Origin of the sequence: Parvibaculum sedimenti (genome assembly GCF_009184905.1) — a bacterium.
Taxonomy (GTDB): Bacteria; Pseudomonadota; Alphaproteobacteria; order Parvibaculales; family Parvibaculaceae; genus Parvibaculum; species Parvibaculum sedimenti.
In genome coordinates, this window is sequence record NZ_WESC01000014.1 from 54,066 (window position 1) to 69,384 (window position 15,319).

General features: G+C 62.2%; 16 protein-coding genes. 9 read left to right on the forward strand and 7 right to left on the reverse strand.

The features are described from left to right. Positions 1-37: 37 nt before the first annotated feature. Positions 38-1,423, reverse strand: a complete 1,386-nt coding sequence (locus F2P47_RS14425; RefSeq protein WP_152217081.1) for a DEAD/DEAH box helicase — start codon at positions 1,421-1,423, stop codon at positions 38-40. Between the two features lie 392 nt (positions 1,424-1,815). Between F2P47_RS14425 and F2P47_RS14430 the strand changes: the two genes are divergently transcribed. The 8 genes from F2P47_RS14430 (at position 1,816) to F2P47_RS14465 (ending at position 9,739) form a co-directional block, all read left to right on the forward strand. Next, on the forward strand, positions 1,816-2,784 hold the full coding sequence (locus F2P47_RS14430) for a magnesium transporter CorA family protein (RefSeq protein WP_152217082.1): 969 nt from the start codon (positions 1,816-1,818) through the stop codon (positions 2,782-2,784). A gap of 208 nt (positions 2,785-2,992) precedes the next feature. Next, positions 2,993-4,057: a bifunctional UDP-4-keto-pentose/UDP-xylose synthase gene (locus tag F2P47_RS14435; RefSeq protein WP_152217083.1), complete on the forward strand. Its 1,065-nt coding sequence runs from the start codon at positions 2,993-2,995 to the stop codon at positions 4,055-4,057. A 37-nt stretch (positions 4,058-4,094) separates the two neighbouring features. Continuing rightward, entirely contained in the window at positions 4,095-5,018 is a 924-nt protein-coding gene (locus tag F2P47_RS14440; RefSeq protein WP_152217084.1) for a polysaccharide deacetylase family protein, read from the forward strand. Next, positions 5,015-5,383, forward strand: coding sequence for a DMT family transporter (locus F2P47_RS14445; protein WP_152217085.1), 369 nt, complete (start codon positions 5,015-5,017; stop codon positions 5,381-5,383). Before F2P47_RS14440 ends, F2P47_RS14445 begins: the two co-directional genes overlap by 4 nt. A 16-nt stretch (positions 5,384-5,399) precedes the next feature. After that, on the forward strand, positions 5,400-6,377 hold the full coding sequence (locus F2P47_RS14450) for a glycosyltransferase (protein WP_204886704.1): 978 nt from the start codon (positions 5,400-5,402) through the stop codon (positions 6,375-6,377). A gap of 2 nt (positions 6,378-6,379) precedes the next feature. Further along, positions 6,380-7,321 carry a formyltransferase gene (locus F2P47_RS14455; protein WP_152217086.1) on the forward strand — a complete coding sequence of 314 codons (942 nt, stop codon included), beginning with the start codon at positions 6,380-6,382 and terminating at the stop codon, positions 7,319-7,321. After that, positions 7,318-9,114 carry a glycosyltransferase family 39 protein gene (locus F2P47_RS14460; protein ID WP_152217087.1) on the forward strand — a complete coding sequence of 599 codons (1,797 nt, stop codon included), beginning with the start codon at positions 7,318-7,320 and terminating at the stop codon, positions 9,112-9,114. The genes F2P47_RS14455 and F2P47_RS14460 overlap by 4 nt, the downstream gene beginning before the upstream one ends. Positions 9,115-9,127: 13 nt before the next feature. Continuing rightward, positions 9,128-9,739 carry a histidine phosphatase family protein gene (locus tag F2P47_RS14465; RefSeq protein ID WP_185681132.1) on the forward strand — a complete coding sequence of 204 codons (612 nt, stop codon included), beginning with the start codon at positions 9,128-9,130 and terminating at the stop codon, positions 9,737-9,739. On the opposite strand, the gene F2P47_RS14470 is transcribed toward F2P47_RS14465, so the two are convergent. Then, positions 9,736-10,347: a hypothetical protein gene (locus F2P47_RS14470; protein ID WP_152217089.1), complete on the reverse strand. Its 612-nt coding sequence runs from the start codon at positions 10,345-10,347 to the stop codon at positions 9,736-9,738. The two genes, F2P47_RS14465 and F2P47_RS14470, sit on opposite strands and share 4 nt — an antisense overlap. A 135-nt stretch (positions 10,348-10,482) precedes the next feature. Here F2P47_RS14470 and F2P47_RS14475 point away from each other — a divergent pair, with 135 nt between their 5' ends. Further along, positions 10,483-11,106: a class I SAM-dependent methyltransferase gene (locus F2P47_RS14475; RefSeq protein WP_152217090.1), complete on the forward strand. Its 624-nt coding sequence runs from the start codon at positions 10,483-10,485 to the stop codon at positions 11,104-11,106. On the opposite strand, the gene F2P47_RS14480 is transcribed toward F2P47_RS14475, so the two are convergent. From F2P47_RS14480 to F2P47_RS14500, 5 genes are read right to left on the reverse strand one after another with little or no spacing between them, the layout of a single operon-like run. Continuing rightward, complete coding sequence (locus tag F2P47_RS14480; protein ID WP_152217091.1) at positions 11,103-11,522, reverse strand: hypothetical protein; 420 nt, start codon at positions 11,520-11,522, stop codon at positions 11,103-11,105. The two genes, F2P47_RS14475 and F2P47_RS14480, sit on opposite strands and share 4 nt — an antisense overlap. Positions 11,523-11,556: 34 nt before the next feature. Continuing rightward, a complete protein-coding gene (locus tag F2P47_RS14485; protein ID WP_152217092.1) occupies positions 11,557-11,994 on the reverse strand; it encodes a hypothetical protein in 438 nt (145 codons plus the stop codon). Positions 11,995-12,000: 6 nt separating this feature from the next. Continuing rightward, complete coding sequence (locus F2P47_RS14490) at positions 12,001-13,083, reverse strand: prenyltransferase/squalene oxidase repeat-containing protein (RefSeq protein ID WP_152217093.1); 1,083 nt, start codon at positions 13,081-13,083, stop codon at positions 12,001-12,003. Continuing rightward, a complete protein-coding gene (locus F2P47_RS14495) occupies positions 13,080-13,847 on the reverse strand; it encodes a class I SAM-dependent methyltransferase (RefSeq protein WP_152217094.1) in 768 nt (255 codons plus the stop codon). Before F2P47_RS14495 ends, F2P47_RS14490 begins: the two co-directional genes overlap by 4 nt. After that, positions 13,813-15,180 carry a glycosyltransferase family 4 protein gene (locus F2P47_RS14500; protein WP_152217095.1) on the reverse strand — a complete coding sequence of 456 codons (1,368 nt, stop codon included), beginning with the start codon at positions 15,178-15,180 and terminating at the stop codon, positions 13,813-13,815. The genes F2P47_RS14495 and F2P47_RS14500 overlap by 35 nt, the downstream gene beginning before the upstream one ends. Positions 15,181-15,319 lie beyond the last annotated feature (139 nt).

The window sequence follows — 15,319 nt, forward strand, 5'->3', positions numbered from 1 at the left end:
TCCCGGCCTCTCGTTTCGTTGAAGTCAGTTGCTGTAATCAGCCGCCATTGGCGGAACGCTTGCGGGCGCGGCTGCCGGGGCGGTTGCGGCTCTGGTTGCGGCCGCCATCATTCTTGCGCTGTTCGCCCTGTGCTGTGGCCGCATGCCCCGATGCGCCGGGGCGCTTGCCATGCGCCTGCGACTTGCCTTGCGGCTTGCCGCCGCGCGGCTGGCCCTGTTTCGGACGCTGCTGCTGGCGGCGTTCGCCCTGAGGCTCTGCCGCGAAGGCGGCCGAAGGCGTGTCGCCGATCAGCGGGCGCGTATCGACGACCTGAAGCGTGCGACGCGTCAGACGTTCGATCTGCTTCAGATAAGAGCGTTCCGAAGCGTCGCAGAAGGAGAGGGCGATGCCGCTCGTTCCCGCGCGGGCCGTGCGGCCGATGCGGTGGACATAGCTTTCCGGCTCGTTCGGCAATTCGAAATTGATGACATGCGTGATGCCATCGACGTCAATGCCGCGCGCGGCGATATCGGTCGCCACGAGGACGCGGGCCTGTCCGCTGCGGAACTGCTCCAACGCGCGCTGACGGGCGCCTTGCGACTTGTTGCCGTGGATCGCTTCCGACGGCACACCGCCCTTTTCGAGCTGCTCGCTGACGCGGTTGGCGCAGTGCTTGGTGCGCGTGAAGATGATGACGCGGGAGAGGTCGGGGTTTTCGAGAAGCTTGGCGAGAAGCTCGCGCTTGCGCTTCTGATCAACGAAAAGCACATGCTGTTCGATGCGATCCACCGTCACGACTTCCGGCGTGACTTCAACGCGAACCGGCGAGCGCAGAATTTCTGCCGCCAGCGACTCGATTGACTTCGGCATGGTCGCGGAGAAGAGCAGCGAATTGCGCTCGCGCGGCATGGTGGCGATGATCTTCTTCACGTCGTTGACGAAGCCCATGTCGAGCATGCGGTCGGCTTCGTCGAGCACGAGAATCTTCGTGTCGGCAAGCTTCACATGGCGCTGGTTCATCAGGTCGAGCAGTCGGCCGGGCGTGGCGACGAGAATGTCGACGCCGTTCGCCATCGCCTTCACCTGACGCAGCTGGCTCACGCCGCCGAAGATGACCGTGTGGCTGAGGTGAAGGTGGCGTCCATAGACCGCAAGGCTCTCGTCGATCTGGATGGCGAGTTCGCGCGTCGGCGCGAGGATCAGCGCGCGCGCGCCGCGGGGCGTGCGCTTCGTCTGGTCATGGGCAAGTTTTTGAAGGATCGGCAGTGCGAAGGCCGCAGTCTTGCCGGTGCCCGTCTGGGCGAGGCCGAGCAGGTCGCGGCCCTGAAGCAGCGAGGGAATCGCCTGCATCTGAATGGGGGTGGGGGTCTCATAGCCCTCGGCGGCAAGCGCACGGCAAATGGGCTCGACAATGCCGAGATCGGCAAAAGTTTGGGTCGTCATGCTGTCACTAATCTTTCAGACAAGCGGATCGGCACCGACCGGTATGGTCGGACCTCTGGCGCGGGTTACCGCGTCCAACGCGCTTGGATCGGGGGGATCTGACTGTGCCGAGATTAGGCGCGTCCGGGGCGCAAGGCCCGCTGAAATGGACGGCGCAAAGCGCGCTCGCGAGAACAGTCAGGAGGGTAGATGCGCTCTCCGTCGCCATAAGTCAAGGTGCCGCGACGGCGGTGGTTCTCGTGACGCTCCGAATTCAGAACATTTCTGTCATATTTCGAGAGGACCGGGCGTTCCCGCGAAGAGATGCGACACGCGCCTTTCCCCATTGAGGCGGCGGCTCATTCTGGGCATGATCGCGCCATTCGCGAGGCTAAGGGCGTAAAGGGGAAGCGATGATAACTGCCTATGTGAGATCGAACGGCACGCTTAGCCCTTTGCCTGTCGAACCACATGGGCAGATCCCCGAGGCTGTGGTGTGGCTCGATCTGTTGGAGCCGACGCCTGAGGAGGAGCACTTCGTTGACGAGGTGCTCGGCCTCGACGTTCCCTCCGAAGAAGAAATGCAGGAGATCGAGGTATCGAGCCGACTCTATCAGGAGCGTGGCGCGCTCTACATGACGGCAACCGTCATGGTTGGCGCCGACACGGCCAAGCCCGGCCGCTCGCCTGTTACCTTCGTTCTCGTCGGTCACCGCCTTCTCACGCTGCGCTATGCGGAGCCGCTGCCTTTTCGTGTTTTCGCTGCAAAGGCGCGGCGCCACACCGTCCCCTCGAGCACGGGCGAGGAGGTATTGGCCGGACTTCTGGATGCCATCGTCGATCGCGTCGCTGATATCCTTGAGCGCGTTCAGGGCGAGATCGACACGCTGTCGAGCGACATCTTCGTGCGCGATGAAAATGCCCCCAAGCTCGATTTCGACGAGGTGCTGCGGCGCGTCGGTCAGGTGCAGGCGTTGACGACTCAGGCGCGCGAAAGCCTCGTCAGCATTGCGCGGCTTTTGAGCTTCATTGGCAGGCCCGGCGAAACGAAGCTGCCCAAGGCCTTCGAAAGGGGGTTCAAGACCATTGCCCGAGACGTCATGGCCTTGAGCGACCATGCGAGCTTTCTGACCAGCAACATCAACTTCATGCTCGATGCCACGCTCGGCATGATCAATAACGAGCAGAACGGGATCATCAAGATATTCTCGGTGGCCGCCGTGGTCTTCCTGCCGCCGACGCTCGTTGCCAGCATTTACGGCATGAATTTCGACATTATTCCCGAACTGAAATGGCAATTCGGCTATCTCTGGGCCATCGGATTGATGGTCGCTTCCGCCATTGTGCCCTACTGGTATTTCAAGCGGCGCGGATGGCTCTAGACGATTGAACCTGTGAATATGAAAGCTGAGTAATAGGGGGCACTTATGTGCCAAATTCCCTTGCGGTAGTATGTGATAAAATGTTCACTACGCGCCGAACGGGGCGGCAGGTTCCGCCCGAAAAACCGGAGAAATCTGCGCTTTTTGGGGCGGTCCTGAACTGGTCCCGGAGACTGCAAACGGCGCGTCTGGCGCCTGAGAGGGACGAATGGGCCTCAAGGTTCTAATTCTGGGTGTAAACGGCTTCATCGGCAGCCATCTCAGCGAAGCGATATTGAGAACGAAGAGCGACTGGGAGGTCTATGGAATGGATCTCCAGCAGGACAAGCTGGAAGGCTGCATGGGCCACCCGCGCTTCCACTTCGTCGAAGGCGACATCACGATCAACAAGGAGTGGATCGAGTATCACGTCCGCAAATGCGATGTGGTGCTGCCGCTGGTCGCCATCGCGACGCCTGCCATCTATGTCTCCGACCCGCTGCGCGTCTTCGAACTCGACTTCGAGGCCAATCTCGCCATCGTGCGCTATTGCGTGCGCTACAAGAAGCGCGTCGTCTTCCCCTCGACCTCGGAAGTCTACGGCATGTCGCCGGACCAGGAGTTCGACGAGGAGACCAGCAATCTGGTGCTCGGCCCCATCGGCAAGCAGCGCTGGATCTATTCCTGCTCGAAGCAGCTTCTCGACCGCGTGATCCACGCCTATGGCCTGAAGGACCAGCTGCGCTATACGCTGTTCCGTCCCTTCAACTTTATCGGTCCGCGCCTCGACAACATCATGGCCGCCAATGAGGGCTCGTCGCGTGTGCTGACGCAGTTCCTCGGCAATATCCTGCGTGGCAAGGACATCCAGCTCGTCGATGGCGGCGCGCAGAAGCGCTGCTTCATCTATATCGACGACGCGATCGAGGCCCTGATGCGCATTCTCGAAAACGAGAACGGTATCGCCGATCAGCGCATTTTCAACATCGGCAATCCGACGGCCGAACTGTCGATCGCTGAGCTCGCCGAGATGATGCTTTCCGTTGTTGCCGAGTTCCCCGGCTATGAGAACGTGGCGGACCGCGTGAAGCTCGTGAACACGAGCTCGGGCGAATATTACGGCAAGGGCTATCAGGACATGCTGGTGCGCGTGCCTTCCATCAAGGCGATCCAGTCGCTCGGCTGGAATCCCTCGACCGATGTTCGCTCCGCCATTCGCAAGACGGTCGAATATTATATCGACCAGTTCGGTCCCGCCGCCGACCAGAATGCTGTCGAAACAGAGTTGCTGTGACAGACGGCAAATTGCCGTCTGCCTTTAGTGGAATGACATGAGCGCATCGAGGCTCGCCATCAAGATCGACGTCGACACCGACCGCGGTACGCGGGAGGGCGTGCCGGCCTTGAGGGACCTTCTCGCGCGAAAGGGCATTCCCGCGACCTTTCTCTTCTCGCTTGGGCCGGACAATACGGGGCGCGCCATTCGCCGTATCTTCCGGCCGGGCTTCTTCAGCAAGGTGAGCCGCACCAGCGTCGTCTCGACCTATGGGTTGCGGACGCTGATGAACGGCGTCGTCCTGCCGGGGCCGATGATCGCGAAGAAAAATGCTGCCATCCTGCGTTCGGTCGTCGATGCCGGGTTCGAGACGGGCATTCACTGCTGGGACCATGTGTTCTGGCAGGATAAGCTTTTCTCGCTGAGCGAGACGAGGGTGGCCGAAGAGTTCGGCAAGGCGGGCCGAGCCTATGAAGAGGTTTTCGGACAGGCCGCAAAAACGGCGGGCTCTGCGGGCTGGCAGGCCAATGCGGCGAGCCTCGCCGCCTATGATGCCGCCAATCTCGACTATGCGACCGATGTGCGCGGCGGCGCGCCCTTCATTCCGGTGGCGGATGGGCGCCGGTTCCGGACGTTGCAAATCCCGACGACCTTGCCGACGCTCGACGAGTTGATGGGCCGTCCGGAATATCCGGCGGAGCGCCTTGCCGACGCGTTGCTCGATCACCTCGCGGGTGGGCTCGATGTCTTCACCATTCACGCCGAAATCGAAGGAATGAGCATGGCCCAATGGTTCTCGGCGTTTCTCGACCGGGCGAGGGATCGCGGCGTCTCCTTCGTGTCGCTTGCCGACGAGGCGGCGAAGCTCAACACGGATCGCGCCTCCATTCCGGTCGCAACGCTTGAACAGGGCGAGATCGACGGGCGCTCAGGCACGCTTGCCGTGCAGGGCGCGCGCATTGAAGGGCTGGCCGCATGACGCGCTATCTTCCGCTGATTTTCACCGGCGTTCTTCTCAACGCCGCCGCGCAGCTGGCGTTGAAGCAGGGCATGCGCCAGATCGGCCATTTCGATTTCAGCCCCGCGACGCTTTTCGCCATGAGCTGGCGCATCGGCACCAACGGCTATGTCGTTTTCGGGCTCGCTTGCTATGTCGTCAGTGTCGCTGTCTGGCTGCTAGCCCTGTCGCGTGTCGAAGTGAGTTTCGCCTATCCCTTGCTCTCGGTTGGCTACATCGTGACCGCCGTTGCCGCCTGGTATTTCTTCGGCGAGGCGGTGACGCCGGTCCGCATTGCCGGGATCGCCGTCATCATTGTCGGCGTCATCATGATCTCACGCAGTTGATCGAGAGCGTAAAACCATGAGCGAAGACATGACCACCGAGACGCATGCACAAACGCTGACCAAGACGCCCGATATCAGCATCGTCATTCCCGTTTACAACGAGGAAAAGAACCTGCCGCTGTTGTTCGAGCGACTGACGGCTGTAGTCGACAAGCTCGACCGCCCGGCAGAGATTGTCCTCACCGATGACGGCAGCAAGGACAATTCGCTCGCACTGATGAAGAGCTATGTCGAAAAGCGCCCCGACATCATGCGCGTCGTCGAGTTCGACCGGAATTACGGCCAGCACATGGCGGTCATGGCGGGCTTCGAGACCGCGCGGGGCGACATCATCGTGACCCTCGACGCCGACCTCCAGAACCCGCCCGAGGAAATCCCCAAGCTGATCGCCGAGATGGATGCGGGGCACGATGTCGTCGGCTCCTATCGCCGCAACCGGCAGGACAGCGTTTTCCGCACGCTGCCGTCGCGTATCATCAATCTTATCCGTGAGCGCATCACCGGCATCAAGATGCGCGATCAGGGCTGCATGCTGCGGGCCTATCGTCGAAACATCGTGCGCATGATCGTCGAAAGTGGAGAGACGTCGACCTTCATTCCCGCGCTCGCCCAGTTCTATGCCGAGCGGCCGAGCGAGGTGGAGGTGGAACATGCCGCGCGCCACGCCGGCACGTCGAACTACAATCTCTACAAGCTCATCCGTCTGAACTTCGACCTGATGACGGGCTTCAGCCTCGTGCCGCTGCAGGTCTTCACCATGGTCGGCATGGCGGTTTCGGCAGCGAGCCTGCTTCTCGTCGTCTACATGTTCCTGCGCCGCATTTTCCTCGGGCCGGAAGTCGAGGGCATCTTCACGCTCTTCGCCATCCTCTTCTTCCTGCTCGGCGTGGTCATCACGGGTCTCGGCATCGTCGGTGAATATGTCGGGCGTATCTATCAGCAGATCCGGCAGCGCGCGCGTTTCCGCATTCGCGCCATCCACGAGAAAAATTGAGGATGGCCGAACACAAGCCCGCCAAGCAGGGGATCGTCGTCTTCGCTTATAGCGAGGTGGGCCATGCCTGCCTCAAGGCGCTGATCGATCGCGGCGAAAACATACTCGCGCTTTTCACGCATGAGGATTCGCCGGACGAGCGGCAATGGTTCCGCTCCTGCGCGGCGCTGGCAAAGGCGCATGGCATTCCCGTCTATACGGTGGAGCCGAGAGAGGGCGACACGGTCGAGCGCATCGTCAGCGATCTCGCGCCGGATCTGATCTTCTCCTTCTACTATCGCAAGATGATCCCGGAGCGCATTCTCCGCCATGCGCGGCTCGGCGCCTACAATATGCATGGCTCGCTCTTGCCGCGCTATCGTGGGCGCGCGCCGCTCAATTGGGCGATCATTCACGGCGAGTCCGAAACGGGCGTGACTCTGCATGTCATGGTGAAGGAAGCCGATGCGGGCGACGTCATCGACATGGAAGCGGTTTCGATCGGCCCCGAGGAAACGGCGGGCCAGGTCGCGGAGCGCATTCCTGCCGCCGCCGTGCGCCTCGTCCTGCGCCAGATCGACGGGCTCAAGGCGGGCACTGCGCCGCGCCATGTGCAGGATGTCAGGAAGGCAACCTATTTCGGCATTCGTAAACCGGAAGATGGCCGTATCGATTGGCGCCAGACGGCGCGGCAGGTCTTCAATCTTGTCCGCGCCGTGGCGCCGCCCTTTCCGGGCGCCTTCACCGATGCGGCGGGCCGCCGCGTCATGATCTGGCGCGCGCGTGTGAGCGAAGGAAGCGGTAAGCCCGGGGAGGTGCTTTCGCTGCGCCCGCTCGTCGTCGCGGCGGGCGAGGGGGCGGTCGAGGTCGTGCATTTCGGCTTCGAAGGAGAAGATGAAGCGGGCGCCAGCGAGGCAATGCTGGCGACGCTCAAGGTTGGCGACAGACTGGGAGAAAGTGCGTGAAGCTCGACGAGATTCTGAAAGGGCACCGCGCCGTCCCGCTGCTCTTCGCGGCGCTGCTCGCGCTCTTCTTCCTGTTCGACATTGGCGGACGCAGCGTCTCATCGCCGGACGAGGGGCGTTATATCGAAATCCCCCGCGAGATGGTGGAAACCGGCGACTACGTGTTGCCGCGCCTCGACGGCGTTCTCTATTTCGAAAAGCCGCCACTTTTCTACTGGCTCGAAGCATCGGCTGTGAAGGTTCTGGGCATTACGGAAGGCACGATGCGCCTCTGGCCTGCGATCCTCGCCTTCATCGGTTGCCTGATGACCTATGGCATCGGCCGCCGCTTCTATGGCCGAACCGCGGGCCTCGTCTCGGCGGCAATCCTTGCGACGACGCTTCTTTATTACGCGCTGGCGCGGTTCATCATCCTCGACATGCTCGAAAGCGTGACGATGGCGGCATCGCTTTTCGCTTTCCTGCTCTCCGCGGAAGAGAAGGACGACAAGCGCGCGATCTGGTGGGCGCGGGCAGGGCATGTCGCTGCGGCGCTCGCGGTGCTCTCAAAAGGCCTTATCGGCTTCGTGCTGCCGGGCGCGGTCGGCCTGGTCTGGATTGCGCTGTCCGGCCGCTGGTCCTTCGTTCGGCGCGCGCTTTGTCCGTCCGGCATTCTTCTCTTCCTCCTCATTGCGACGCCGTGGCATGTGCTGGCCGCGATGCGGAACCACGACTTCCTCTGGTTCTACTTCGTCCATGAACATCTGATGCGCTTCACGACCGATGTGCATCGGCGTGACGGACCGATCTACTATTTCGTCGCCATCCTCGCCGTCGGTTTCCTGCCCTGGACGGGCTATCTCTGGCATGCGGTGAAGGACGCGCTGCCCTCCGGCTGGAAGACGCGCGGCGAAAAGCCGGTCGAGCTTTTCTTCCTTGTCTGGGCGGCGGTCATCTTCGTCTTCTTCTCCGTGTCGAGTTCGAAGCTGCCGCCTTACATCCTTCCGATCTTTCCGCCGCTCGCGCTGCTCGTCGGCAGGGTTGTTGCGCCGCGCATTGAGGCGGGACTGCCGGATGCGTTGCCGGTGGGTCGATATTTCTTCGCCGCAGTCTTCGGGCTTCTCGGACTTGCCGTGCCGGTTGCCTACGCCGTCCCCGCCTTGCGGGCGAATGGCGACGTCGGCCCCTATCTCGATGTCGTGAAGCCGCTCGTCTTCACGATGTCGGCGCTTTTCATCGGCGCGTCGCTCGCCGCGCTCTTCCTGTCGCGGCGTTTCGGCATGCGCGCGACTTTCGTGAGCGTCATCGTCGCGGGCGCGCTCGGCTGGATCGGCGTCAGTCTCGTCGCCTCGAAGGCCGATCCAAATTCGATCAAGCCGGTGGCGGAAGTCATCAACAAATATCGCCAGCATGGCGAGCGCGTCGCGAGCGTCGGAACCCTGTTCTATGACCTGCCCGTCTATATCAAGGACAAGGTCATCGTCGTGAACAACAGGGCCGAGTTCGACTTTGGCATGACGCAGGAAGATGTCAGCCAGTATGTGATGCAGATGGACGACTTCTCGAAGCTCTGGAATGGCCACGACCTCATGTTCATGGTGGTGCGGACCAATCTCTTCGAGACATGGAAGGCGCAGGGCATGCCGCTCCATATGTGCGTCATCAAGCGCACGGAACGCGCCATCGGCCTTTCGAATTATCCGATCTTCGACGGCAAGGGGCAGATGATCTGCGACCCCTGGTACGATCTTGAGGACAAGCCCGATTTTCACCCGAAGGATGGCGATCAGCAGACGCGCCACACGCCGGAATGACGAGTCGCGCATCATGAGCTTGCCGAGCCGCACGGACTGGATCTGGATCAGGCATGCGCCCGTGCAGGGGCAGGAGTCGCGCTATTACGGCCAGCTCGATGTCGCCTGCGAGCCGGTGAATCCGGTCGTGGCCTCGGTGCTTGCCCGCCAGCTTCCGCCGGTCGCCGTCTGGATGGCGACGCCGATGAGCCGCACCAGGGCGACGGCGCTGGCATTGAAGCCCGGCGTTGATCCCATCGAGATACCGGACCTGAACGAGCAGCATTATGGCCTCTGGCAGGGCCGCAGCCACAATGATGTCTATGCGGCGAGCCGTGGTCTCGAATGGACGAACCCGGCCCATATCCGCCCGCCCGAAGGCGAGAGTTTCGCCGACCTCGCGATCCGCGTGGCTGGTGCTGTGGATCGCCTGACAGAGCATTACGCGGGTCATTCCATCATCGCCGTCGCTCACGCCACGACGATCCGTGCCGCCATCGGCCATGCGCTCGGCCTCGATCCCGCGACGTCTCTCCGTATCGAGATCGCACCCCTGTCGCTGACGCGCCTCAACTGCCGCATCGTGAATGGCGATGCCCTATGGGGCGTCGGCTGCATCAATTTCGAAGTGCCGGCGGTGCGTTAATCCGCGGCGTGGGCCGCCTTGCCGCGCTTGTGCGTCAGTATGGCGTTGAGCCTCTGTTCCAGATAGCGCAGTGCCGCCACCAGCTTCGACGTGCGCTGGCCTGTGATGTCCTGAAAGGACGCGGCCATGAAGATGCCCCGCGCATGGGTTTCGATCTCGTCGCAGAGATCGCCATTGGCGCCCTGACGGCGCAATTGTTCGCCAATGTCCTGTAGCCGCTCGACGGCAGCCAGAATGTCGAGAGTCGCCCGCTCGGCCGAAGCGGCAATCGCCTCGGCGTCCTGCGCGGGCTCCACAGGGCGTAGCACGAGTCCCTCGCGCGGTTTTACGGCGGCGAGATCCTGCTGCGTTTCCACGATGGACCGGCGCATGTCCTCGAGATCGCGGTAAAGCGCGTCGAGGTCGGCCGAGGATTTGGCGTTCCTGGCCGCTTCGGTGTGCCGCTCGATCGCTTCGAGCAGGCGGTCGGTCTCGGCGGCGCGGGTGCGGCGCGCGAATTCGGCCAGGAACCAGCGCCCGCGCGGCGTCTCCATGACGGCGCTTTCGATGGCGTCGAAGTCGTTGGGCGCGTCGAAATCGCGCTGGGCGTCGGCCGGTTCGCTCATCATGGGTCCGCCGGACTTGGGAAAGATCGTTCAAGTATCCGGGCGATTGCTTACCTTTTGCTTACCATGTGTCCGCGCTTGCCCGGGCCCGCCGGACGTGGCACCCATGTGCCGATATTTTCGATACATGAGGCCGCCATGACCACCCGCCGACTTCCCATCGATATCGAGGCCGTGAAAGGGTTCATGGACGTGGAAGAGGGCTGGGCGCTCCATGACGCGGCGCTTGAAGCCTCGAAGCTCGGGCCGTGCCTTGAAATCGGCTCCTATTGTGGCAAGTCGACAGTCTATCTCGGGACCGCCTGCCAGCGGAACGGCGCGGTGCTCTATGCGCTCGACCATCACTATGGGTCGGAGGAAAACCAGAAGGGCTGGGAGCATCACGACACGACGCTCTACGACCCGGAGACGGACAGGCTCAACACCTTCCCGATCTTCCGCCACACGCTACGCATGGCAAAACTCGAGGACACCGTGGTCCCCATTGTCGCGCCGTCGGCCGTCGCCTCGAAAGGCTGGGCGACGCCTCTCGGCATGGTCTTCGTCGATGGCGGGCACGGCATGGAGCCGGCGCTTGCCGACTACCGCCACTGGGCCCCGCGCGTCGTCCCCGGCGGCATCCTCGCGATCCACGACGTCTTTCCCGACCCGAAAGACGGCGGCCGCCCGCCACATGAGATTTTCATGATGGCGCTGGCGTCGAACCTCTTTGCGGAGGAGCGGGCGGTGAAGAGTCTGCGGGTGTTGCGGCGGGCGATTTAAGCCAAGTCGACTTCTAAGCGCCGACGTTCGTAGATTTCTATCGTCTGCCGGTCGCCATCAACCAGTCGTTCATAGAAATGTTCGTCGTGAGCCCATTCGGGGAAGCTAATGCAACGGACTACGATGTCGTCTTCCACCGTCGCAAAGGACAGGGCCCAGTCATTTGGAAGGCTGGTCTCCACAAAATCAAAGAACTCTGCCGGATAAGGCGTGGGCCACCAGTGATCTCGTACGCTGTGGATATATATCCGAATTCCGCCGTCATCCCAACGCGCGATGGCCCAAACCGGGTATGCCTCGCCTAGCGCTAAATCCTGAATCTCTCCGCCTATGCGGATGTATTGCTGAAGCCGATTTTTAGTAGCCCCGTCCGGCAACTGATCCAGGTCGTTGATTGTGCAGCGGGCTTTGATCATCGGGCGTCTACTCCGTCGTTTCCGCGAACGTCCGTTACATGTCGCGATCGCGCGTGACGTGATACGCAAAGCAGCCTGCCAGCTTCTCAGGGATGTCGGGTAAGTTTTTCTTCATCCAGACCTTTATGTCTTTCTCTTCGGAGGGAGATGCGCCGCCGCTCCATTTTGTAATGTAGTGATTGTTGAGCGGATCGCCGGAAAAGAAGAGAAACGTCTCATCAGACACGAAGGTCTGGACATAGATAATGCTCCAGTCGTTGTCTCTGAACGATTGAAGAACTGTCACTTTTGGCAAATGCAGCTGCTGGGAAATCGCCGGGGCCAAAGCAGCCTTGCGTTCTGTGGTAAGGCTGCGATCTACGCCCTCGCATGGCGAGGCGTTTCCGTGAGATGCAGAGGCGAGGGTGGCGATGGCGGAAAGAGCGATGCAGAACCAGAGCGACCTTTTCTTCGTTGGTCTCTGGCGGTTCATCGGTCGCTACTCCGCCGCTTCCGCCAACGTCCGCTCGGCGAATAGGCGCGAGGCGGGCGTTGCACCTGTCACGGCATCCGTCGCGAGGATGACGGCAGCCGCCGTCCAGGCGGGCTTTTCCGCCGGCCAGGCAACATTTTCGACGAACTGATAGCCCATCCAGTAGGCGCCGCAATCGGCGCGCCATTGGTGCTGCCATGAGAGCAGCGCTTCCGCCTTCTGGCGCTCGCCCGCGACGAGCAGCGCCATGACGAGTTCGGCGCTTTCGGCGACTGTCACCCAGGGCTGGTCGAGCACACAGCGGCAACCCTTGCCCTCGGCGACGAAGATGTCCCACTTGGAGGCGAGGCGGCGGCGTGCCGCTTCGCCGGTGATGACGCCGGCGAGGACGGGGTAGTACCAGTCCATCGAATAGCGCGCCTTCGACTCCCATGTGCGGTCGAAGCGATGCGGCTTGTCGCGCAACGCCTCGCCGAGGCGGGTGCGGGCGGCCGCCCAGTCATGCGAGGACTTGCCAAGTTCCTGCGCGATATGGATCGCGCATTCGAGGCTCTTGTAGATCGAGGACGAGCCGGTGATCAGCGAGTCGTCTTCCGGCGTATGCGGATCGTTGGCGGCCCAGCGAATGTCGCCATGTGGGCTCTGATGCGCGACGACGAACTGCATCGCCGCTTCGACATGTGGCCAGATCGTGCCGAGCCATTGCTTGTCGCGCGTGATGAGATAATGGTGCCAGGCGCCGGTTGCGATATAGGCGGTGAAATTCGTGTCGCGGATGGGCTTGCCCGCGCCTTCGTCGCCGCCCGTGTAGTGGTCGTCCTCGTCGAAGGGCACGGCGCTGCCGAGCTGGCCCCACCAGGAGCCATCCTTCAACTGCGTTTCCATCAGATAGCGGAAGGCGAGCCGCGCGCGCTCCACCTCGCCGATAACGGTAAGGCCCATGGCCGCTTCCGTATGGTTCCACGGATCGATGACGCCGCCGTCATACCAGGGGATAGCGCCATTATCGCGCTGCAGGTCCAGAATGCGGGAGCGGGCGCCGTCGAAGAAATCTTCCGGGATCGGATCGCCATAGGTCAGATGCGTCATGCCGTTCCCTTGGTGAAGTAGAGAACGACGCTCTTGCCCATCAGCGGCGCGGCGACCTTTTCAAGCGTGCGCGTCAGCCGCGGACGCTCCAGAATGTCCCATTCGAGAAAGCGCTTGTAGGCGTTGACCGCAGGCACATCCTCGCGCTTCACGCCGAAGGCGCATTTGAGCCACCAATAGGGCGAGTGAAGCCCATGCGCCCAATGCCGGTAGAAATGCTTGAGACCTTTGGCTTCGACCGCACCCTTGAGCTCGCCTTCCTTGAAGATGCGAACATGGCCGCCGGGCTCATTGTGATAGTCGTCGCTGAGCGCCCAGCAAACCCATTCGGTCCAGAAGCGCGGCACGCTGATGGCGAGCGTTCCGCCCGGCTTCAGCACACGCTCGATCTCGCTCACGGCCTGGCGGTAGTCGGGAATGTGCTCCAGCACTTCCGAACAGATGATCTTGTCGAACGTGCCGTCCGCGAAGGGGAGGGACAGGGCGTTGCCGACCGAGAGCGAATAGTGATGCTTGTTAATTTCGTCCGCATCCGTCCAGGCCGGGAAGAGGCCGGGCTTGCCCGGCGTCTCGTCCGACGCACCGAAACAGGCGGCAAAGCCGTCGCGCGTATGCTTCACATCCTCGAAGCCGAGGTCGATGCCGACCACGTGGCAGCGGGCGTGAAAATACATGGCATGGACATGGCGTCCCCTGCCGCAACCGAGGTCGAGAGCGCGGTCGCCCTCCTTAAGCCCTAGCACGTTCAGATCGACGGTCTGCATCAGCTATTGTCTGCCTGTAAATTTCGGTGACCTCGCGTGCGGCGCGTTCCCATTTGAAATTCCTGAGAATGCGTTCGCGGCCGGCCGCGCCGAGACGGGCGCGCAGTTCCGGATCGTCGAGCAGGGTGGCGATCGCCTGAGCGAGCGCCGGCGGATTGGAGTGGGGCACGACGAGGCCCGCATCGCCCACGACTTCCGGCAGCGAGCCGCCCGTGGTGGCGATGACCGGCGTGCCGCAGGACATGGCTTCGCCGCAGGGAAAGCCGAAGCCTTCATAGACGGAGGGCGAAATGGCGATGGTCGCCTCGGCATAGATCTCGGTGATCTGCTCGTCGGTGATACCGCCGACGAATTCCACCTTGTCCATGATACCGAAGGCGCGCAGCTCGTCGGATGTATTGCCTTCGCGCAGCCGGCCGATGACCTTGAGCTTCAGGTCGGGCCGCGTCTTCAGCAGTTCCGCATAGGCGCGGATGAGATAGATGAGGCCCTTCAGCGGCACGTCGGCGCTGGCGCAGGCGACGATCAGATCGTCGCGGCGCTTGATATGCGGCATGGGGCGGAACTGGATGTGGTCGATGCCGTGCAGCACCAGCCGCGTGCGCTCCGGCTTCACGCCGAATTCGCTCACGATGTCGCGCCGCGTGCTTTCGGAGACGACGATCAGCGGATCGAGCTCGCGCGCGACCTTGATCTGCATGTTGAGGAAAGAATACCAGCGGCGCTTGAGTATCTTCAGTGTCAGCGTCTTGGCGTGTTCGATGTCGATGCGGCGATCCATCGTGATCGGATGATGGATGGTGCCGACGATGGGCAGCCCCATGTCGCGGAGCTTGAGAAGGCCCCAGCCCAGCGTCTGGTTGTCGTGGCAGATGTCGTAATCCTGCACCGTGCCGCGCACGTAGCGCGCCATGCGCTCGCAGAACGTATAGGGCTCGGAGAAGCCGCCGGTCGCATGGGCGAACCACTCATAAAGGTCGATCGGCCAGGCAAACATCCAGGGGCGGAGCGACTTGATCGGATGGGGATTGGCATAGAGATCGAGGGAGGGAAGCTTGATGAGCTTCACGCGGGGGTCGAGCTCGGGATAGGGCGGGCCGGAGATCACGTCGATCTGGTGGCCCATATCGGCCAGTGCCTTGGAGATGTGGCGCATATAGACGCCCTGACCGCCCGTGGTCGGGTTCGAGCGGTAGCTCGGCAGCAGGATGCGGAGCGGCCGGTCGCCGGCAATCGCCGCGAGCCGGGAATGCTTGTCCCTATGTTCCGCGGCGGGCGCCGGCTCGATCAGAGCTTCGGCCGCGTCTTCCCGTTCCAGCGCCTGCTGCGACATGCGTCGTCTTCCTTGTCTTATTTCGTCGCCGCAGTCGGCGCGGTCAAATCGGGGCTAACCCCTCATTTACCCCATGCTGCGTCGCATTCAAAATGGCGGCGGATCATAACGGCTAGGGGGGATTCCAACAACCCACTAA

Excerpts from the sequence above, each read along its gene's own strand:
- F2P47_RS14425 (WP_152217081.1), bottom strand. The coding sequence starts at position 1,423 with ATGACGACCCAAACTTTTGCCGATCTCGGCATTGTCGAGCCCATTTGC.
- F2P47_RS14430 (WP_152217082.1), top strand. The coding sequence starts at position 1,816 with ATGATAACTGCCTATGTGAGATCGAACGGCACGCTTAGCCCTTTGCCT.
- F2P47_RS14435 (WP_152217083.1), top strand. The coding sequence starts at position 2,993 with ATGGGCCTCAAGGTTCTAATTCTGGGTGTAAACGGCTTCATCGGCAGC.
- F2P47_RS14440 (WP_152217084.1), top strand. The coding sequence starts at position 4,095 with ATGAGCGCATCGAGGCTCGCCATCAAGATCGACGTCGACACCGACCGC.
- F2P47_RS14445 (WP_152217085.1), top strand. The coding sequence starts at position 5,015 with ATGACGCGCTATCTTCCGCTGATTTTCACCGGCGTTCTTCTCAACGCC.
- F2P47_RS14450 (WP_204886704.1), top strand. The coding sequence starts at position 5,400 with ATGAGCGAAGACATGACCACCGAGACGCATGCACAAACGCTGACCAAG.
- F2P47_RS14455 (WP_152217086.1), top strand. The coding sequence starts at position 6,380 with ATGGCCGAACACAAGCCCGCCAAGCAGGGGATCGTCGTCTTCGCTTAT.
- F2P47_RS14465 (WP_185681132.1), top strand. The coding sequence starts at position 9,128 with ATGAGCTTGCCGAGCCGCACGGACTGGATCTGGATCAGGCATGCGCCC.
- F2P47_RS14470 (WP_152217089.1), bottom strand. The coding sequence starts at position 10,347 with ATGATGAGCGAACCGGCCGACGCCCAGCGCGATTTCGACGCGCCCAAC.
- F2P47_RS14475 (WP_152217090.1), top strand. The coding sequence starts at position 10,483 with ATGACCACCCGCCGACTTCCCATCGATATCGAGGCCGTGAAAGGGTTC.
- F2P47_RS14480 (WP_152217091.1), bottom strand. The coding sequence starts at position 11,522 with ATGATCAAAGCCCGCTGCACAATCAACGACCTGGATCAGTTGCCGGAC.
- F2P47_RS14485 (WP_152217092.1), bottom strand. The coding sequence starts at position 11,994 with ATGAACCGCCAGAGACCAACGAAGAAAAGGTCGCTCTGGTTCTGCATC.
- F2P47_RS14490 (WP_152217093.1), bottom strand. The coding sequence starts at position 13,083 with ATGACGCATCTGACCTATGGCGATCCGATCCCGGAAGATTTCTTCGAC.
- F2P47_RS14495 (WP_152217094.1), bottom strand. The coding sequence starts at position 13,847 with ATGCAGACCGTCGATCTGAACGTGCTAGGGCTTAAGGAGGGCGACCGC.
- F2P47_RS14500 (WP_152217095.1), bottom strand. The coding sequence starts at position 15,180 with ATGTCGCAGCAGGCGCTGGAACGGGAAGACGCGGCCGAAGCTCTGATC.